The sequence below is a fragment of the Pseudomonas sp. QL9 genome (assembly GCF_041409665.1).
Classification (GTDB): Bacteria; Pseudomonadota; Gammaproteobacteria; order Pseudomonadales; family Pseudomonadaceae; genus Pseudomonas; species Pseudomonas knackmussii.
Genome location: NZ_CP166971.1, coordinates 5,339,462 through 5,358,128 on the forward strand (window position 1 = coordinate 5,339,462; position 18,667 = coordinate 5,358,128).

At 66.5% G+C, this 18,667-nt stretch carries 14 protein-coding genes; 8 read left to right on the top strand and 6 right to left on the bottom strand.

Annotated features, from left to right (window positions below; genetic code table 11):
• Nucleotides 1–35 precede the first annotated feature (35 nt).
• The 4 genes from ACA097_RS24965 to ACA097_RS24980 form a co-directional block, all read right to left on the bottom strand.
• Nucleotides 36–1,430, bottom strand: a complete 1,395-nt coding sequence (locus ACA097_RS24965; protein WP_371366663.1) for a DUF1254 domain-containing protein — start codon at nt 1,428–1,430, stop codon at nt 36–38.
• Nucleotides 1,431–1,462: 32 nt separating this feature from the next.
• Nucleotides 1,463–2,917: a DUF1254 domain-containing protein gene (locus ACA097_RS24970; protein WP_371366665.1), complete on the bottom strand. Its 1,455-nt coding sequence runs from the start codon at nt 2,915–2,917 to the stop codon at nt 1,463–1,465.
• A gap of 132 nt (nt 2,918–3,049) precedes the next feature.
• Entirely contained in the window at nt 3,050–4,417 is a 1,368-nt protein-coding gene (locus tag ACA097_RS24975; RefSeq protein WP_371366667.1) for a DUF1329 domain-containing protein, read from the bottom strand.
• A 15-nt stretch (nt 4,418–4,432) separates the two neighbouring features.
• Nucleotides 4,433–6,208, bottom strand: coding sequence for a DUF1302 domain-containing protein (locus ACA097_RS24980; protein WP_371366669.1), 1,776 nt, complete (start codon nt 6,206–6,208; stop codon nt 4,433–4,435).
• A 393-nt stretch (nt 6,209–6,601) separates the two neighbouring features.
• Here ACA097_RS24980 and ACA097_RS24985 point away from each other — a divergent pair, with 393 nt between their 5' ends.
• The gene (locus ACA097_RS24985; protein WP_371366671.1) at nt 6,602–7,654 is read left to right on the top strand and encodes a helix-turn-helix transcriptional regulator; all 1,053 of its coding nucleotides are present in this window, start codon (nt 6,602–6,604) and stop codon (nt 7,652–7,654) included.
• 99 nt (nt 7,655–7,753) lie between these two features.
• Here ACA097_RS24985 and ACA097_RS24990 read toward each other — a convergent pair.
• A protein-coding gene (locus tag ACA097_RS24990) for an IS3 family transposase (protein ID WP_371365441.1) occupies nt 7,754–8,895 on the bottom strand; the annotation gives its coding sequence in 2 pieces (ribosomal slippage) (nt 7,754–8,643 and nt 8,643–8,895; 1,143 coding nt in all).
• A 273-nt stretch (nt 8,896–9,168) separates the two neighbouring features.
• Nucleotides 9,169–10,035 carry a LysR substrate-binding domain-containing protein gene (locus tag ACA097_RS24995; RefSeq protein WP_371366673.1) on the bottom strand — a complete coding sequence of 289 codons (867 nt, stop codon included), beginning with the start codon at nt 10,033–10,035 and terminating at the stop codon, nt 9,169–9,171.
• A 144-nt stretch (nt 10,036–10,179) separates the two neighbouring features.
• Here ACA097_RS24995 and ACA097_RS25000 point away from each other — a divergent pair, with 144 nt between their 5' ends.
• The 7 genes from ACA097_RS25000 (at nt 10,180) to ACA097_RS25030 (ending at nt 18,641) form a co-directional block, all read left to right on the top strand.
• The gene (locus ACA097_RS25000) at nt 10,180–11,295 is read left to right on the top strand and encodes a 2-aminoethylphosphonate--pyruvate transaminase (RefSeq protein ID WP_371366675.1); all 1,116 of its coding nucleotides are present in this window, start codon (nt 10,180–10,182) and stop codon (nt 11,293–11,295) included.
• Nucleotides 11,296–11,347: 52 nt separating this feature from the next.
• Entirely contained in the window at nt 11,348–12,175 is an 828-nt protein-coding gene (gene phnX, locus ACA097_RS25005) for a phosphonoacetaldehyde hydrolase (protein WP_371366677.1), read from the top strand.
• A gap of 257 nt (nt 12,176–12,432) precedes the next feature.
• Nucleotides 12,433–14,091 carry an acyl-CoA synthetase gene (locus ACA097_RS25010; RefSeq protein ID WP_371366679.1) on the top strand — a complete coding sequence of 553 codons (1,659 nt, stop codon included), beginning with the start codon at nt 12,433–12,435 and terminating at the stop codon, nt 14,089–14,091.
• Between the two features lie 18 nt (nt 14,092–14,109).
• Nucleotides 14,110–14,880: a 3-hydroxyacyl-CoA dehydrogenase gene (locus ACA097_RS25015; protein ID WP_371366681.1), complete on the top strand. Its 771-nt coding sequence runs from the start codon at nt 14,110–14,112 to the stop codon at nt 14,878–14,880.
• 13 nt (nt 14,881–14,893) lie between these two features.
• Complete coding sequence (locus ACA097_RS25020; protein WP_371366683.1) at nt 14,894–16,078, top strand: acetyl-CoA C-acyltransferase; 1,185 nt, start codon at nt 14,894–14,896, stop codon at nt 16,076–16,078.
• 10 nt (nt 16,079–16,088) lie between these two features.
• Nucleotides 16,089–17,216: an acyl-CoA dehydrogenase family protein gene (locus ACA097_RS25025; RefSeq protein ID WP_371366685.1), complete on the top strand. Its 1,128-nt coding sequence runs from the start codon at nt 16,089–16,091 to the stop codon at nt 17,214–17,216.
• Between the two features lie 447 nt (nt 17,217–17,663).
• Nucleotides 17,664–18,641: an IS110 family transposase gene (locus tag ACA097_RS25030; RefSeq protein ID WP_371366687.1), complete on the top strand. Its 978-nt coding sequence runs from the start codon at nt 17,664–17,666 to the stop codon at nt 18,639–18,641.
• The last annotated feature ends 26 nt before the right edge of the window (nt 18,642–18,667 follow it).

Genomic DNA, 18,667 nt, shown 5'->3' on the forward strand with positions numbered 1-18,667 from the left:
CAACCGGCGCCAGGCGCCGGTTGGGTTCGCGAGGATCAATCGACGCGCTTGACCGCCGGCGCCGTCCAGCGGCCGTCCAGTGCTTCGGCCTTGGGCCAGTAGAGGCGCAGGTTCATCGAGAAGTCGCCCTGCGCCGGCGCGGGGAGCCAGTTGGCTTCCTTGTCCTTGCCGGGCGTTTCGCGCTGGATGTAGAGGGTGAGCGAGCCGTCGCTGCCGAACTGCAGCTTGTCGCGGTCGCCGATCGCGTAGCGCTTGATCGGGTTTGCCGCGAACAGCTGGTGCTGGTTGTACATCGTCAACGACCAGAAGGCGCGGACCGGCGGGATCTGGCCTTTGTCGAAGTGCACGACGTAGCGCTTGTCGCTGCTCAGCGGCTTGCCCTCGGCATCGCTGAAGACGGTGGGGTAGATCGCGTCCTCGATGACGTTGGCGCCCAGCGCCGCGTAGGCCACGCCGGCGCGGTGCAGGTAATCCGCGCCGTAGGTGCCGACGGCGGTCATGTTGGTGCGCCAGCCGTTGGCCTGGGTGCCGGAGCTGCGGAAAGCGCTCTTGATCTGCCCCAGAGCACTGGCGGGAGCGGCATCCAGGGCGTCCTTGATGGCCTGGGGTGCCGCAGCATAGGAGAAGTCGGCACCGGGCACTATGCCGATGCGCTTCAGGCGATCGAGCATGGGGTAGTCGTTGGCGTGCGGCGGGTTGACCTTCATCAGCCGCGCGAACAGCTCGAAGAACTCGGCGCCGCTCATGCGATCGACCTGCTCGGGCGGGGCCGTCTTGTCCTGGTTGGGGTTCACCACGCCCTTCGGCGGCACGTATTGAGTGCCGTGGGCACTCAGGGGATAGGCGTGGATGTTGTCCTGGAAGGCGTGCACCGCCTGGTAGTCCGCCGGCCCGTTGGTTTGCACGCGGCCGATCAGCAGGCCGTTCGCCGTGGGGCTGCGGTACTCGGTGATGCCGGCCGGCAGGCTGCCGTGCCAGTTCGGTCCGACGATGGCGAAGGTCTGCGCGGCGCTGCCGGTCGTGCGGGTGCCGGGCGCGGCGAAGATGTCGGTCCAGGCGTCCAGCCACGGCATCAGGTAATAGCGCCCCGCCGACTCCGGCACCTCGACCACCAGCGGTTCCTTGGCGACGTCGAAGTTCAGAGCCGTGTAGAGGGTGTCGGCATTGGGCCTGACCACGACAGTGAAGTCGGGGTCGGGAAAGGCCCGGGCATGGGCCAACTGGTTGACCGGCGCGTTGAGCCCGATGGGGCGCTCGACGTTGCAGCCCACGTTCTTGGTCACCTTCATGAGCACCAGCGGGTAGGCGTAGATGTAGGCCTCGCGGGCGATCTCCTTCGCTTCGTCGGCCGACAGCGATTGCCCGGCCTGTGCCCCGAAGGGCAGCGCCAGCGCCAGTCCCAGCGCGGCGAGGGTAGCTCTCTTGTTCATCTGGTCACTCCCATGGCGGTCGTCCGCCTCGTTCAGTTGATCTTACGGATGGCCGGCGGCAGCCATTGGCCGTTGGTGACCGCGGGCTTGGGCGAGTACAGGCGGAGCATCACCTGGAAGTCGCCGCTGGGCGCCGGCAGCCAGTTGCTCTCCAGGTCCTTGCCGGGGGATGTGTGCTGGATGCGGATTTCCAGCGACCCATCGGCGCCGGGCTTGAGGGCGTCATGACTGCCGAGCGCGAAGCGGTCCAGCGGATTGGCGACCTGGAAGCCTTCCTTGTCGTACAGGGTCAGCGACCAGAACGCGCCCACGGGCGGCAGCTGCCCCTTGTCGAAGCGCAGGACGTAGGCGTTGCCGCCCGAGAAGGGCTTGCCGTCGGCATCGGTGAAGGCATTGGGGTAGATGGCGTCTTCGGGCAGGTTGGCGCCCAGCCCACCCAGCGCCACGAGGGCGCGCTTGCGGTACTGGGTGCCGTAGCTGCCCAGCGAGTCTGACCAGTTCCAGCCGTTCAGACGCGTGCCGATCGAGCCGCTGCGTATCGCCTGGATCAGGTCAAGTTGCGCTTCCTTCGAGGCGGTATCGATGAGCTTGCGCTGCTCGGCTCCGAGCGCAGCCGGATCGAAGTCCTTGCCCGGCTCCAGGCCCAGGCGACGCATGCGCTGGAGGATGGGATAGTCGGTGGCATGCGGCGGGTACTGTTTCAGCAGCCGGGCGAAGCGGGTGAGCACTTCGGTGCCGGTCATCTGGTTGATCTGCCGCAACGGTGGCGTCACGTTGTCCACCGTCGGGTCGACGGGCAGGTGCGCAGGCGGCTTGTAGTCGTGCCCCCACTGGCTCAGGGGGACCAGGCGGTACTGGTCCTGCAGCTTGCGCACGCTGTCGTAGTCCGCCGGGCCGTTGGCCTGGGTGCGGCCGAGGATCCAGAACACCGGCGTCGGCGTGCGGATCAGCTCCACGCCCTTGGGCAGTTCGCCTTTCCAGTCCGCGCTGGCGAGGGCGAAGTTGCCCGCCTTGTTGCCGGTGGTGCGCGAGCCGGGCACGGCGAACACGTCGGTCCACATGTCCAGCATCGGCATCAGGTAGTAGCGCTCGTCGGTATCGGGCAGCGACAGGATCATCGGCTCCTTGCCGACATCGACCCAGGCCATGGAGTAGAGGGTGTCGAAGTTGAGTCGCACCACATCGCGGGAGTGGGCGTCGGGGTAGGCGCGGTAGTGGGCGAACTGGTTGATGGGCGCGCGCTGCGGCACGCTGCTGGCATCGGGCACATTGGTCATCTGCTGCCGGGTGATGTCCATCAGCACCAGCGGGTAGGCGTACTGGTAGGCGTCGTGCACGAGCGCGCGGAACTCGTCCGTCTGCTCGGCCTGGCTGGCGGCGGGCGTGGCATTGGCCAGAGCACTGGCCAGCGGGACCATGGCCAGGCCGCCGAGCAGCAAGGCGCTGGCAAGCACCCTGGCGGTCCAGGGGGTGGGGCGAATACTCATGGGCACTCCTGGTTTCTTCTTGTCGATCGGCGAAGGGCGCTTTCCCGGCCTTGGCCGGGTGGACGCGGAGAGCGGCTGACGCCAGGCGGCAGCCGGGCTTCGCGCGCCGGCTGCCGCAGGTCTGGAGACCGGTCAGCGCACGCCGGACGTGCGCAGCGCCGCCGGGGTGTATTCGTTCACCGAGGCCGGGATGCCGAACTTCACCCAGGTCTTCTCTTCGTTCATCAGGCCGTACACGCCGTAGCGGCCGGAGATCAGGTCGTAGAGCGCCTCGAACGCGTACCAGGGGGCCTGCGCGTGGTACTCGTCCATGAGCATGGCCTGGCCGACGCGCCAGAGTTGGCCGCGACCGTCATAGAGCTCGGAGGCGGCGATGGTCCAGGAGTCTTCGTCGACGTAGAAGCGACGCTTGGCGTAGACGTGGCGCATGCCTTCCTTGAGCGTGCCTTCCACGACCCAGACGCGGTGCAGTTCGTAGCGTGCGAGGTCCTGGTTGGTGTGCCCGGCCTTGAGGATGTCGGCGTACTTCACTTGCGGCGAGGCCAGGCGGTAGTTGTTGTACGGGATGTACATCTCCTTCTTGCCCACCAGCGTCCAGGTGTAGCGATCCGGCGAGCCGTTGTACATGTCGTAGTCGTCCGAGGTCCGCGTGCCGTCGGCGTTGCTGCCGGGGCTGTCGTAGGCGATCTGCGGGGCGCGGCGCACGCGGCGCTGGCCGGCGTTGTACTGCCAGGCCATGCGCGGCTCCTTCACCTGATCCACCGTGTCGCGCACCAGCAGCACGTTGCCGGCCAGGCGGGCGGGCGCGGTGGTCACCGACTTGAACATCAGCAGGGTGTTGTCGGCCTGTTCCTTGGGCAGGTCCGGGACGAAGGCGGGGAAGGCGACCTGGTCTTCCATCTGCACCGGGGTGTAGTCGCCGTTGCGCTGCGGGAAGGCGTTGGCCGAGGCGCGGAACACGTTGCCGCCCTTGTAGCGGGTGATGTGGTTCCACACCACTTCCAGGCCGTTCTTGGGAATCGGGAAGGCGATCACCCGCGAGTCGGTGAAGCCCTGCAGGCCGTTGCCGCCCTCCACGAGGCTGACCTTGGCGGCGCTGGTGTGCACGGCCGCATAGATTTCCTTCGGCATGCCCACGGTCCGGTGGCTCGGGTACACCGGCATCCGGTAGGTCTCGGGGTAGCGCTTGAACATCGCCAGCTGGCCTTCGCTCAGGCGTGCCTTGTACTGCTCGGCGTTCGCGGCGGTGATCACTAACAGCGGCTTTTCGTTGGCGAAGGGATCGGCGAGGTAGCCGTTGGCATCCACCGTGCCGGCGTTGGGCGGCAGGCCGCCGGTCCATTCGGGAATGCTGCCGTCGGCATTGCCGGCCTTCTCGGCGCCCAGGGGCGTCAGGCTGGTGCCCAGGGTGGCCAGTTCTTGTGGGGTGGCGGCGGCGAGCACGCTGCCGGACAGCAGGGAAAGGGCGAAGGCCCCGAGGAGTCTTGTGGTCGTTTTCATCGAAGCGGGTCCTTCTTAGAAATTCACGCCGAGGCTGAGTGCGAGGAAGTCGCGGTCGATCTGGTTGTTGTAATCACCGCCGAAGTAGTTGGTGTACGAGAGGCTGGCGGTGTAGGTGCTGCGGTAGTCGGCATCCAGGCCGAGGCTGACGGCCTTGGCGCCTTCGTTGAAGGTCGGGCCGTAGCCTTGCACGTCGTGGGACCAGGCGAGGTTGGGCTTGAGGTTGACGCCGGCGATGACGTCGCTGTAGTCGAGGATGCCACGGGCGCGGTAGCCCCAGGAGGTGCTGGTGTAGAAGCCTTCGTCATTGGTCGCGCTGTAGGCGCCCACCTCGGTGATGCGCCCGTAGCGCACCTCGTCGCGGCTCTCCAGGCCACCCAGGCGGGTGATACCGACCTCGCCCACCAGGGTCAGGCGGTCGGCGCCCAGCACCTGGTCGAAGAAGTGGGTGAGGGTGGTCTGCGCCTGGGTCATCTCCTTGCGCTTGTAGCCGCTCAGGTCGGTGTTGGCGGTGGCCAGCGCCCCGGGGCGGCCGCCGGTCAGGGCGCCGGTGATCACATCGATCACCGGCGCATTGGTAACGTCGATGGCGTTGATCGCCAGCGGCATGTTCGGCCGGTAGCTGATTTCGCCGGCCCAGGCCGTGCCGCTGGGCAGGGTGGTGGCGAAACTCAGGCCGTACAGGTGGATGTCTTCCGGGTACTCGAGGAAGTAGTGGCTGTTGCCCAGCAGCGAGGTCTGGCTCAGTTGCCCCGCGGGGCCGCCGGGCAGGGTGAGCGCGCGCTGGATGGCGGCAGCGCTGGGCGTGGTCATGCCCTGGTAGGGGAGACGGCTGTGGATGTTCATCGCGTAGGCGCCGTACTCGGTGTCGTCGCCCATCCAGCGCAGCGCCAGGCCCCACTGGCCGCTGTCGCGCGGGTCCTGGTTGCTGCCGCGCGGCACGATCAGGCCTTCGGGCACGATGCTCACGCCCATCAACCCGGCGTAGGGCGTCAACGCCTTCACCCCGGCCGGTGCGCCGACGGTGAGGTTGTTGTCGCAGCCCTTGGCCGCGGTATCTGAGCCGAAGAAGGTGCCGCAGTTGTCGAGCACCGTCGGCGCCCACTCCAGCTGGTAGAAGGCTTCGGCGGAAAGGTGCTCGGTGAGCCCCTGGGAGGCGAAGGCCATGTTGACCGGGACCAGGCTTTCCTTGATCTCCGCGCCGGGGCGGCGCAGGGCGGAAACGTCGACCGGGTTGATCGAGTTGATGCTGTTGGGGATGAAGGTGCTTTCGCCCCAGCTGACCACCTGCTTGCCCAGGCGCGCACTGCCCGGCTGAGTGCCGATGGTGTAGTTGTGGTAGACGAAGGCGTCGAGCAGCTCCGCGCCCGAGGCCTTGGCGCCTTCCTCGCGGCCATCGTCGCTGATCTGCTTGAACGGGCGGCTCTCGTCCTTGAGCTCGAAGTCGTACCAGTACTTGCCGCGCAGGAACACGCCGGTATCGCCGTACTTCAGTTCGAGGTCGTGGACGCCCTTGAACAGCTTGGAGAAGGTTTCGCCTTGCTTGAAGTTCAGACGGCCGTCGTCGTTGGCGCTGGCGCTGCTGTGGCCGCCGTTGGTGGCGCCGACCAGGCTCTGGCTGGCGCTCTGCGTGGACCAGCTGGCGCCGATGGACAGCGCCGAGTCGAATTGCCCCTCGATCTCGCCGATGTTGAAGGTGGCGGCTCGCGCGTTCGGCACGAGGCCGCCCATCGCCACGGCCAGGCTGAGCAGGCACGGCGGGAAGCGTCGGAGCCCTGTTGTTATTGTCATGCGACTCTCCGGTCAGGGTGGGGTGGGAGCCTCACCTTAATCAGCGCAGCGGCGCCGCCAAACAGACGAAGGTTGCGATCTTCAACTCACACCAAACTCCTAAACCCCATCTGATCCAGGGGGTTCCGGCGATTCATCGACCTCATGAATGGCGCTGGATAGATCGAACCTTCACGACGCAAGGGCCTCGGATGGGTACTTGAAAAAGGGGAGCGTTCCCTGTTCGGGCGGCTGGCGCCTGATGTCAAGTATTGGGCGCTGAATGTCGAGTGGTGGGGCGTGCCATAAGGGATACTTCTCCCCGTGGGACGCACCGGTGCTGGATATGTGGACCACGCCCCACGCATTCGGCGCCGGTGTCCCGTCGCTTACGGAACCGCAGAGATCGTCAGCATGTCCTCCCAGATTTCCGAACCGCCCTTCCTCGACATTCCCTCCAAGAGCAAGGCGCTGCCCAGGCCGTTGCCCGGTGCCGTCTCGCGTCCGCACCTGTTGCGCTGCCTGCTGGGCGCGGACAGCCGGCTGACGCTGACCGTGGCTCCCGCGGGATTCGGCAAGAGTGTGTTGCACGGCGAATGCGCCCGGCTGGCGCCACCGGACACCCAGGTGATCTGGCTGGACCTGCTGGGCCATACGCCGCTGCCCAGGGAGTTACTGAGCAACATTGCCGAGGCATTGGGCGGGCGCGCGGCGACAGTGGAGGAGTTGTGCCGGCTGCTGGGGCGCATTCGCCACCCGGTGTGGCTGATGCTCGACGATTATCCGCGGCATGCCAGCCCGCTGCTCGACGCCTGCCTGGAAGACCTCCTGGAGCGCGCCCCGCAGCATGTGCGCTGGTGGATCAGCGGCCGGCTCCGGCCCGCCTGGAGCCTGCCGCGCCTGGTGCTGCAGGGCGATGTACTGGAGCTCGATGCAGCCGCACTGGCCTTCGATTCGCCGACGCTCCAGGGGCTGCTGAGCGCGCGCCGGATCGCCCTGACCGCCGAGCAGCGGGAGCAATTGCTGGAGGCGTGCGCGGGATGGCCGGCGCTGATCTGCCTGTTCCTGCGCGACGCCACGGCCGACACCTTGCCGCAGCTGCTGGCCAGCGGGACGCCGCTGCTGCTGAACTACCTGCAACGCGAAGTGCCGCCCGAGCAGCTGCGCGACAACGGCTTGCTGAACGCGCTCTTGGAGCGTCAGCCGCAGTGGTTCGAGTCAGCCGCCGCGAACCCGCCCGCTCGCCAGGTGTCTTCCCCGTCCGCACTCAGCGCGCTGCTGAGCAAGCGCGAGCTGGCCATCCTGCAACTGATCGCCTCGGGGCTTTCCAACCAGGAAATCGCCGACCAGCTCTGCCTGTCGGTCAACACCGTGAAGTCCCACGCCTGGAACATCAACGGCAAGCTCGGTACGGAGCGGCGCACCCAGGCGGTCGCTCAGGCGAAGCTGCATGGGTTGCTGGGCTGACCCGGCGACTACTCCCTGTAGGAGCGAGCTTGCTCGCGAACGATGCATCCCGGATGCGCTGGTTGAAGTGGTCAAGTAAAACTGGACACTGGTTTAGGTCTATCCAGCCAGCTCTTCACGCCGTGCCGGTGTCTGGTAATCGTTGTGACTGTGTGGCCGTTGGTGGTTGTAGTAGTCGGTGACGTAACGCAGCACGTCGGCTTCCGCCTGGGGCTGATCGACGTAGCCGGAGGGCGGTATCCATTCCGACTTGAGGCTTCTGAAGAATCGCTCCATCGGCGCGTTATCCCAGCAGTTTCCTCGACCGCTCATGCTTTGCCGAATGCCGTAGCGCCAGAGCATTTGGCGAAATTCGAGGCTGGTGTAATGACAGCCCTGGTCGGAGTGAAACATCAGTTGCTGTGGCATGCCCCTGGCTTCGTAGGCCACCCGCAGAGCGCGCCCGGTGAGTTGTGAGTCGGGCCGGTTGGACATGGCCCAGCCGACGATCCGACGTGCATACAGATCCATCACGGCGGCCAGGTAGATCCAGCGGCCACCGGCCCAGATGTACGTCACATCCCCGCACCACACCTGGTTGGGGCGGCTCACATTGAACCGGCGCGCCAGCTCATTGGCCGCGATGGCACTGTGCTCCTTGGCAACCCGGTAGCGATGTTTACGGCGTTGTGTACTGACGAGCCCGGCCTCTTTCATCAACCGGGCGGCAAGGTAACGGCCTGCAGGAAAGCCCTCGTTGCGCAAGGCGGCCGATAGCGTTCGGGCACCGGCCGCGCTGCGGCTCTGGGCATGCAGTTCCACCACGCGCTGGCGTAACGCTTCTCGTCGACTGCAGACGCGTGCCTGCCGCTTTCGGGCCGCATAAACACTGCTGCGATTTACCTGGAATAACCGGCACAGTTCCGTACGCGAATACTGCTCGCCCAATGCCTCGACCAGCCTGACTAGTCGAGGGCGTCCGACATCAAGAGAGCGGTAGCCTTTTTTAGAATCTCTTTCTCCCGCTCCAAGCGGCGGACTTGCGCCTCCAACTCCTGAATGCGCCGCTGATCCTCTGTCAGCGCCTTGCTATGCGCAGGCGTCTGGCCGCCACGCTCCAGTTGCAACTGCGCCACCCAGCGACGCATCGCCGTGGGCCCCACCCCCATCGCCTTGCAGGCGGCCGGCACCGTATAGCCTTGATCCACCACCAAGCGGGCGGCTTCCAGTTTGAAATCTGGACTGAATGATCTTCTGCTCATGAACACCTCAGCTGTGGGCGAAGCTTAACGCCCTATCGGGGTGTCCAGAATCATTAGGCCACTTCAGGTGCACTCTTTTCCCTCCCCCGCACGCGGGAGAGGGGGCTGATCGGCATCATCCTGCAGGAGCGGATTCATCCGCGAGAATCCCCGCGCCAATTTCGACCTGTAGGAGCGCGCCATGCGCGCGATTCGCGGCCATGGGCCGCTCCTACAGGGAAACACCCAGCCGTGCGGTTCGCGAGCAAGCTCGCTCCTGCGAAGAGGCGTGGATCAGGCGCTGTCTTCCGCCAACTCCATGAACGCACTCACCACCCGCAACCCCCGGCGCCGTTCCAGGCAGCCGATGGAGTGGTGGTTCACCAGCCCCTCGCCGAGCAGCGGCAGCGCTTTCACACGCGGATCGCGGCTGACTTCCAGCGACGACACGATGCCTATGCCTAGTTCTGCCGCCACCGCCTCGGTCACCGCCTCGCGGCTGTCCAGCTCTAGTTGCACCAGGGGCTGCACCTGCCGGGCCTGACAGGCGCGGTCGAAGGTGCGGCGGGTGATGGAGTCGGGTTCGCGCAGCACCATGATCTGCTGGTCGAGTTCTTCCAGCGGGATGCCGTCGCTGCGCTCGCACCAGGCGTGGCCTTGCGGCAGCAACGCGCACAGGTGCGACTCCACCAGCTCGCGCAGGTGCAGGCCGGGGCGTTCGTCCACTTCCGTCACCACGGCTATGTCCACGTGCTCGCTGAGCAGTGCGTTCAGGGTTTCCTGGGCGTTGCCCAGGCGCAGGTTGACGGTGATGCCGGGATAGCGTGCGCGCAGGCGGGCGAGCATCGGCATCACCAGGTGCGGGCCGTCGGCGGCTACTTCGATGCGTCCGCTGAGCAGCTTGCGGTTGGCGTCGAGGAGGGTCTCGGCCTCTTCCTCCAGGGCGAACAGGGTGCGGCTGATGGCAGCGAGGCGGCGGCCTTCTTCGGTCAGTTCCACGCTGCGGGCGGTGCGGCGGAACAGGTTGACCTGGTAGTGCTCCTCGAGCTGCTTGACGTGCCCGGTCACCGCCGGCTGGCTGATGAACAGGCGCTCGGCGGCGCGGGTGAAGCTGCCTTCGCGGGCGACGGCGTCGAAGGCGCGGAGCTGGAAGAGGTTCATGGATGTATATGTCCGACTTATGCCTGGGATCGTGATAAACAATTTGAGCGATAACAGGGCGCTTGGCAACTTATGTCCAGGCCCGGCGACGGGCTCAAACAAGAATCTCCCCCGCACAGGTCTTCCCTAGAAGAGGAACCGAGCATGAGCACTGCCGAGCGCGCGCCCATCCTGCTGACCCCCGGCCCCCTGACCACCTCCCCGCGGACCCGCCGCGCGATGATGGTCGACTGGGGTTCCTGGGACAGCGATTTCAACGCCCTGACCGCCGACGTCTGTTCCCGCCTGCTGGCCATCATCCATGGCGAAGGCACCCACACCTGCGTGCCGCTGCAGGGCAGCGGCACCTTCTCGGTGGAGGCCGCGGTAGGCACCCTGGTGCCGCGCGACGGCAAGGTGCTGGTGCTGATCAACGGCGCCTACGGCAAGCGCCTGGCGAAGATCTGCCAGGTGATCGGCCGCGAATTCAGCACCTTCGAGACCGAAGAGGACGTGCCGACCACCGCCGCCGACGTCGACCGCCTGCTCAGCGCCGACCCGAGCGTGACCCACGTGGCGCTGATCCACTGCGAGACCAGCACCGGCATCCTCAACCCGCTGGAGGAGATCGCCAAGGTCATCGAGGCCCACGGCAAGCGCCTGATCATCGACGCCATGAGCTCCTTCGGCGCGCTCGACATCGACGCCCGCAAGGTGCCCTTCGACGCGCTGATCGCCGCCTCCGGCAAGTGCCTGGAAGGCGTGCCCGGCATGGGGTTCGTCTTCGCCCGCACCAGTTCGCTGGCAGCTAGCGCCGGCAACTGCCACTCGCTGTCGATGGACCTGCAGGACCAGCAGGCCTACATGGCCAAGACCGGCCAGTGGCGCTTCACCCCGCCCACCCATGTGGTCGCCGCACTGCACGAGGCGCTGACCCAGTACGAGGAGGAGGGCGGCCTCGCGGCCCGTCACAAGCGTTACGCAAACAATTGCCAGACTCTGCTGGCGGAGATGGCGAAGCTCGGATTCCGCAGCTTCCTCCCGGCGGCGATCCAGGCACCGATCATCGTCACCTTCCATGCACCGAAAGACGCTCGCTACAACTTCACCGAGTTCTATGGCCGGGTGCGCGAGAAGGGCTACATCCTCTACCCGGGCAAGCTGACCCAGGTGGAAACCTTCCGCGTCGGCTGCATCGGCCAGGTCGACGCCCAGGGCATGCGCGAGGCGGTGGCGGCGATCGCCCAGACCCTGCGCGAGATGGAAGTCTTCGAGATCTGAACCCCATTCCCGGCGTCGCCAGCGGTGGCGCCCGACTACAGGATTTGACGCGATGAACTACGAACAACCCCAGCAACTGCAAGCCGCCATCCTCGACTGGGCTGGCACCGTGGTCGATTTCGGCTCCTTCGCGCCGACACAGATCTTCGTCGAGGCCTTTGCCGAATTCGGCGTGCAGGTTTCCCTGGAAGAAGCGCGCGGCCCGATGGGCATGGGCAAGTGGGACCACATCCGCACCCTCTGCGACATCCCGGCCATCGGCGAACGCTACCGGGCGGCGTTCGGACATCTGCCCACCGACGACGACGTCACCGCCATCTACGAACGCTTCATGCCGCTGCAGATCGAGAAGATCGCCGAGCACTCGGCGCTGATCCCCGGCGCGCTGGAAGCCATCGCCGACCTACGCAAACAGGGCCTGAAGATCGGCTCCTGCTCGGGCTACCCAGCGGTGGTGATGGAGAAGGTCGTGACCCTGGCTAAGACCAACGGCTACGTCGCCGACCACGTTGTCGCCACCGACGAAGTACCGAATGGTCGCCCGCACCCGGCCCAGGCCCTGGCCAACGTGATTGCACTGGGCATCGACGACGTGGCTGCCTGCGTGAAGGTCGACGACACCTGGCCAGGCATCCTCGAAGGCCGCCGCGCCGGCATGTGGACCGTGGCCCTGACCTGCTCGGGCAACGCCCTGGGCCTGACCTGGGAACAGTACAAGGCGCTGCCGCAGGAGAAGCTTGCGCAGGAGCGCCAGCGCATCGGCCAGATGTTCGAAGGCTCGCGCCCGCACTACCTGATCGACACCATCGCCGAGCTGCCAGCCGTGGTCCGCGATATCAACGCCCGCCTGGCGCGGGGCGAGATGCCGCAGGCCAGTTAAGCCCCCGGCTCTTCGTAGGAGCGAGGGGGACGCCTAGTTCTTGCTCGCGAATGGCTCTGCACAGAGCTGTTCGTGGGCAGGCTCTTTTTTGTTGGGTCCCCGCGTTCGCGGGGATGACGAGTTGCCAATTCCTCCAGGACAAAACGCCCGCGGCTGTCCAATCCGCTCAGCCAATTTGGAGCCTTTCGACATTGCCGGTTCAGGGCAGTGGCGCGAACATCGCGGAACTCCCGACAAGAACAAACAGGAGTTCTGCGATGCGCGATTACGCTGCCGCCGTAGCCGAGTTCGACTACGCCGCCACTGCCAGGGAACAGCTCTCGGGGAGCCTCGATGCTCTCAACGCCTGCGTCGAATGCTGCGACCGCCATGCCGCCAGCGGGCGCACGGCACTTTATTGGGAAGGCCGCAACGGCGAACGCGCCGAGTACAGCTTCTCCCAGCTGCAGGCACTGTCGGCGCGCTTCGCCAACCTGCTGCACAGCCTCGGCGTACGCCCCGGCGACCGCGTCTCCGGCATGCTGCCGCGCACCCCCGAACTGCTCGTCACCATCCTCGGCACCTGGCGCCTGGGCGCGGTCTACCAGCCGCTGTTCACCGCCTTCGGTCCCAAGGCCATCGAGCATCGCCTGGGCATCGCCGGCAGCCGCGTGCTGGTCACCGACGCCGGCAACCGCGCCAAGCTCGACGAAGTGCCGAACGCACCGCAGATCATCACCGTCAGCGGCGGCCAGGCGATCCCGGCTGGCGACCTCGATTTCCATGCTTCCCTGGACGCGCAATCCGAGCAGTTCGAGCCGGTCATGCGCAACGGCGAAGCCCCCTTCCTGCTGATGTTCACCTCGGGCACCACGGGCCTCGCCAAACCGCTGGCGGTGCCGTTGAAGGCGATCCTGGCGTTCGCCGGCTACATCCGCGATGCCGTGGACCTGCGCGCCGACGACCGCTTCTGGAACCTCGCCGATCCGGGCTGGGCTTACGGCCTCTACTACGCGGTCGCTGGGCCGCTGGCGCTGGGCCACGCCACGACTTTCTACGAAGGCGCATTCACCGTGGAGAGCACCTGCCGGATCATCCGCGAGCAGGGCATCACCAACCTGGCCGGCTCGCCCACCGCGTACCGCCTGCTGATGGCCTCCAGCGAAGAAGTGGAGCGCGAGCTCAAGGGCCGCCTGCGCGCAGTCAGCAGCGCCGGCGAGGCCCTGACTCCGGAGGTGATCCGCTGGTTCGCCGAGGGCCTGGGCGTGACCATCCACGACCACTACGGGCAGACCGAACTCGGCATGGTCCTGGCCAACCACCATGCCTTGAAACATCCGGTGCACATGGGCTCCGCCGGCTACTCGATTCCCGGCCACCGCGTGGTGGTACTGGGCGAGAACGGCGAAGAACTGCCGGCCGGCCAGCCGGGCATCCTCGCCATGGACCGCAAGCGCTCGCCGCTGATGTGGTTCGCCGGCTACGACGGCATGGAAACCAAGGCCTTCGTCGGTGACTACTATCTCAGTGGCGATACCGTGGAGCTGAACCCCGACGGCAGCATCAGCTTCGTCGGCCGCTCCGACGACCTGATCACCACTTCCGGCTACCGCGTCGGCCCCTTCGACGTGGAGAGCGCGCTGATCGAACACCCGGCGGTAATGGAAGCAGCGGTGATCGGCAAACCCGATCCGGAGCGCACCGAAATCGTGAAGGCCTACGTGGTGCTCTGCCCGCGCCACCAGGCCAGCGCCGAACTGGCCGAGGAACTGCAGCAGTACGTGCGCAAGCGCCTGTCGGCGCACAGCTACCCGCGCGAGGTGGAGTTCATCGCCGAACTGCCCAAGACCCCCAGCGGCAAGATCCAGCGCTTCCTCCTGCGTAACCAGGAGATCGCCCGGCAACGCGAGGCGGCCGAACGCGCGGCCGCCCGGTAATTCGACGGAGACAAGACGATGCACATCCAGGACAAGGTTTTCCTCATCACCGGTGGTGGTTCCGGGCTTGGCGCGGCGACCGCGAAGGCCCTGGTGGAAGCCGGCGCCCGCGTGCTGCTGGCCGACGTGAACGTCGAAGCCGGCGCCGCCCGCGTCGCCGAGCTGGGCGAGGAGCGCGCGCGCTTCGTGCGCACCGACGTGACCAGCGAGGTCGATGGTCGCGCCGCTGTCGAAGCCGCGTTGGAGCGCTTCGGCGCGCTGCACGGGCTGGCCAACTGCGCCGGCATCGCGCCGGCCGACAAGGTCCTCGGGCGTAATGGTCCGCACGCTCTGGAGAGCTTCTCCCGGGCCATCAACATCAACCTGATCGGCAGCTTCAACATGCTGCGCCTGGCCGCCGAGGCCATGGCGCGCAACGAGCCGGACGCCGGCGGCGAGCGCGGCGTCATCGTCAACACCGCCTCGGTGGCGGCTTTCGACGGGCAGATCGGCCAGGCCGCCTATGCCGCCTCCAAGGCCGGCGTGGTCGGCATGACCCTGCCGATCGCCCGCGAACTGGCGCGCCACGGCATCCGCGTCATGACCATCGCCCCCGGCATCTTCGAGACGCCGATGATGGCCGGCATGCCGCAGGAGGTACGCGACTCGCTGGGCGCCAGCGTGCCGTTCCCGCCGCGCCTGGGCCGTCCGGACGAATTCGCCGCGCTGGTGCGGCACATCGTCGAGAACAGCATGCTCAACGGCGAGGTGATCCGCCTCGACGGCGCCATTCGCATGGCCGCGAAGTAACAGGAGTACAGACATGAACGATCCCGTAGTCATCGTCAGCATCGCCCGCACCCCCATGGGCGGCTTCCTCGGCGACTTCAAGGACGCCAGCGCCGCCACTCTCGGCGCTGCCGCGGTTCGCGCCGCTGTGGAGCGCGCGCACCTTGGGGCCAACGAAATCGACGACGCCATCCTCGGCTGCGTGCTCTCCGCCGGCCAGGGCCAGGCCCCTGCGCGCCAGGCGGTGCTCGGCGCCGGCCTCGACCGCGGCACGCCCTGCACGACGATCAACAAGATGTGCGGCTCGGGCATGAAGGCCGTGATGCAGGGCCATGACGCGCTGCTCGCCGGCAGTGCCAGCGTGGTGCTGGCGGGCGGCATGGAGAGCATGTCCAACGCCCCCTATCTGCTGGAGCGCGCGCGCAGCGGCTACCGCATGGGCCACGGCAAGGTGCTCGACCACATGTTCCTCGACGGCCTCGAAGACGCCTACGACAGGGGGCGCCTGATGGGCACCTTTGCCGAGGATTGCGCCGAGGCCTATGGCTTCACCCGCCAGCAACAAGATGACTACGCCATCGCCTCGCTGACCCGCGCGCAGCAGGCCATGAGTGCAGGGCGCTTCGCCGCCGAGATCACCCCGGTGACAGTCAAGGCCGGCAAGGAAACCCGTGAGGTGAGCCAGGACGAACAGCCGCCGAAGGCGAGGCTGGACAAGATTCCGACGCTGAAACCGGCGTTCCGTGAAGGCGGCACCGTCACCGCAGCGAACTCCAGTTCGATCTCCGACGGCGCCGCCGCGCTGGTGCTGATGCGCCTGTCCAAAGCCGAGAAGCATGGCCTGAAGCCGCTGGCGGCAATTCGTGGACATTCGTCCTACGCCGCAGCGCCGAACCTGTTCCCGACCGCACCGGTCGGCGCCATGCGCCGCCTGCTGCAACGTACGGGCTGGGCCTTGGGCGACGTGGACCTGTTCGAGATCAACGAGGCCTTCGCCGTGGTCGCCATGGCGGCGATGCGCGAGCTGGACATTCCCCACGCAAAGCTCAACGTCCACGGCGGCGCCTGCGCCCTGGGCCACCCGATCGGCGCTTCCGGCGCGCGCATCCTGGTGACCCTGCTGTCGGCGCTGCAGCAGTACGACCTCGATCGCGGCATCGCCTCGGTGTGCATCGGCGGCGGCGAAGCCACCGCCATCGCCGTCCAGCGCCTGAGCTAAGGAGCGCAGCATGATTCCCAGCGAAGAAGAACTGCAGATCCGCGACGTTGCTCGCCAATTCGCCCAGGAACGCCTGAGACCCTTCGCCGCCGACTGGGACCGCGAACACCGCTTCCCGGCCGAGGCGCTGAAGGAAATGGCCGACCTCGGCTTCCTCGGCATGCTGGTGGCGGAGGAGTGGGGCGGCGCGCAGACCGGCCACCTGGCCTACGCCATGGCCCTGGAAGAGATCGCCGCCGGCGACGGCGCCTGCTCGACCATCATGAGCGTGCACAACTCAGTGGGCTGCATGCCCATCGCCAAGTTCGGCAGCGACGAGCAGAAGCGCCAGTTCCTGGTGCCCCTGGCGCGCGGCGAGATGATCGGCGCCTTCGCCCTCACCGAACCGCAGGCCGGCTCCGATGCCAGCTTCCTGAAGACTCGCGCACGCCGCGACGGTGATCACTACGTGCTGAACGGCAGCAAGCAGTTCATCACCTCCGGCAAGCACGCGGGGTTGGTGATCGTCTTTGCGGTGACCGATCCGGCGGCCGGCAAGAAGGGCATCAGCGCCTTCATCGTGCCGACCGACACGCCCGGTTACCGCGTGGTCCGCGTCGAGGACAAGCTCGGCCAGCACGCCTCGGACACCTGCCAGATCGCCTTCGACGATGTACGCATTCCCGCCAGCTACCGCCTGGGCGAGGAGGGGCAGGGCTACAGCATCGCCCTGGCCAACCTGGAGGGCGGCCGCATCGGCATCGCCTCGCAGGCAGTGGGCATGGCGCGCGCCGCTTTCGAGTACGCCCGCGACTACGCCCACGAGCGCGAGACCTTCGGCAAGCCGATCATCGAGCACCAGGCGGTGGCCTTCCGCCTCAGCGACATGGCCACCGAGATCGCCGTGGCGCGGCAGATGGTCCACCACGCCGCGAGCCTGCGCGAAGCCGGCCTGCCATGCCTGACCGAAGCCTCGATGGCCAAGCTGTTCGCCTCGGAAATGGCGGAAAGGGTGTGCTCGGCGGCGATCCAGACCCTGGGCGGCTACGGCTACCTGCAGGACTACCCGGTGGAGCGCATCTACCGCGACGTGCGCGTGTGCCAGATCTACGAAGGCACCAGCGACGTGCAGCGCCTGGTCATCGCCCGCAGCCTCTGAGCGGGCCAAGCGTTCGCGGGCAAGGCCCGTTCCCCGTGTTGGACAGGCACTTCGCGGGGCGGGCCGTGCCGGCGGAATGCGCGGAGATGAGGCCGCTTGTAGGAGCGGATTCATCCTCGAAGCCCCCTCGTAGGGCGCATAACCGCGTTCGCGGTTATGCGCCGCCGCCCAGCACGAAAACGGCGGATAACCCCTCCGGGGTTATTCGCCCTTGTATGTCGACGCCCCGCCAGATTGGTGGGTAGTCTCCGGCTGATCCCCGGAAGGAAGGCCAGGAAGACGAATTCGCCCTTAAGCCTCGAGCTTGCAATGTAGATGGTCTCCTGCCTTCCCACCCCACTCACGAATCCGAACGGTATCTAGAGCCCACCGCAGGTGAGAGCTCGCATAAGCAAGGTTGGATGGAGTGGTGTTCTGGGACAGCGGCTACATCGGGGGTAATCGAATATGACCATCGTCGTTGGCGTGGATATCGCCAAGAAAACGTTCGACATCGCGGTACTGCAAGGCAATGGCAAGTACCGCACCAAAGGGAATCTGAGCAACGACTCCTCGGGCTTTAGGGCCTTTGAGCAATGGTTGCAGCAGTATGCCGAGCCAGGGGCCTGGATCGTGGTGGAGGCGACCAACATCTACCACGAAGCGTTGGGCGACTTCCTGCTGGCCAGGGGGTACCGGGTTTGCGTGATGAACCCGGCGCGCATTGCCAGCTACGCGCAGAGCCAGATGCAGCGCGTGAAGACCGACAAGGTCGACGCCAAGCTAATTGCACTGTACGGCGACCGGCATGTCGGCGACCTCCAGCCCTGGCAGCCGGAGCCGCTGAGTGTGCGCCAGCTGCAAGCCCTGGTACGCCGCTACGAGGAGCTCAAAGAGCTGTTCCAGATGGAGATTAATCGGCTGGAAACGGCGAAGGCCGACCCGGTCAAGGAATCGATCCTGTCGGTAGCGGCACATCTGGAACGGCAGATCGAACAGACTGCGAAGGCCATCCGAGATCACATCGACGATGACCCGGATTTGCGCGGCAAGCGTGATCTGCTCAAAAGCATCGACGGCATCAGTGACCAGACTGCCGCGCTACTGTTGGCCGAGCTCGGCACGATCAGCCGCTTCGACAGTGCTCGTGCCGTCGTGGCCTTTGCCGGGCTCAATCCAAGGTTGCGCGAGTCCGGCCAGCACAAGGGCCAGACGAGCATTTCCAAGATGGGTTCACGGCTCCTGCGAGCCGGCCTGTTCATGCCCGCCATCAGCGCCATGCGCCACAACGCGCCGATTCGAGCACTGCGGATACGGCTGAAAAAGAACGGCAAAGTCGGTAAGCAAATCATCTGCGCGGCGATGCGCAAGCTGCTGCAGATCGCCTACGGCGTCCTCAAGTCGGGCCAGCCCTTCAATCCGGAACTGGCCCTTGCTCGGGGGTAGATGACACGGTATCTACATGGATCCGG

Bases quoted from the DNA above. Each gene is read 5' to 3' on its own strand.
- ACA097_RS25000 (WP_371366675.1), top strand. From the start codon at position 10,180: ATGAGCACTGCCGAGCGCGCGCCCATCCTGCTGACCCCCGGCCCCCTG.
- ACA097_RS25010 (WP_371366679.1), top strand. From the start codon at position 12,433: ATGCGCGATTACGCTGCCGCCGTAGCCGAGTTCGACTACGCCGCCACT.
- ACA097_RS25020 (WP_371366683.1), top strand. From the start codon at position 14,894: ATGAACGATCCCGTAGTCATCGTCAGCATCGCCCGCACCCCCATGGGC.
- ACA097_RS24965 (WP_371366663.1), bottom strand. From the start codon at position 1,430: ATGAACAAGAGAGCTACCCTCGCCGCGCTGGGACTGGCGCTGGCGCTG.
- ACA097_RS24985 (WP_371366671.1), top strand. From the start codon at position 6,602: ATGTCCTCCCAGATTTCCGAACCGCCCTTCCTCGACATTCCCTCCAAG.
- ACA097_RS25025 (WP_371366685.1), top strand. From the start codon at position 16,089: ATGATTCCCAGCGAAGAAGAACTGCAGATCCGCGACGTTGCTCGCCAA.
- ACA097_RS25030 (WP_371366687.1), top strand. From the start codon at position 17,664: ATGACCATCGTCGTTGGCGTGGATATCGCCAAGAAAACGTTCGACATC.
- ACA097_RS24970 (WP_371366665.1), bottom strand. From the start codon at position 2,917: ATGAGTATTCGCCCCACCCCCTGGACCGCCAGGGTGCTTGCCAGCGCC.
- ACA097_RS24975 (WP_371366667.1), bottom strand. From the start codon at position 4,417: ATGAAAACGACCACAAGACTCCTCGGGGCCTTCGCCCTTTCCCTGCTG.
- ACA097_RS24995 (WP_371366673.1), bottom strand. From the start codon at position 10,035: ATGAACCTCTTCCAGCTCCGCGCCTTCGACGCCGTCGCCCGCGAAGGC.
- ACA097_RS25015 (WP_371366681.1), top strand. From the start codon at position 14,110: ATGCACATCCAGGACAAGGTTTTCCTCATCACCGGTGGTGGTTCCGGG.
- ACA097_RS24980 (WP_371366669.1), bottom strand. From the start codon at position 6,208: ATGACAATAACAACAGGGCTCCGACGCTTCCCGCCGTGCCTGCTCAGC.
- phnX (WP_371366677.1), top strand. From the start codon at position 11,348: ATGAACTACGAACAACCCCAGCAACTGCAAGCCGCCATCCTCGACTGG.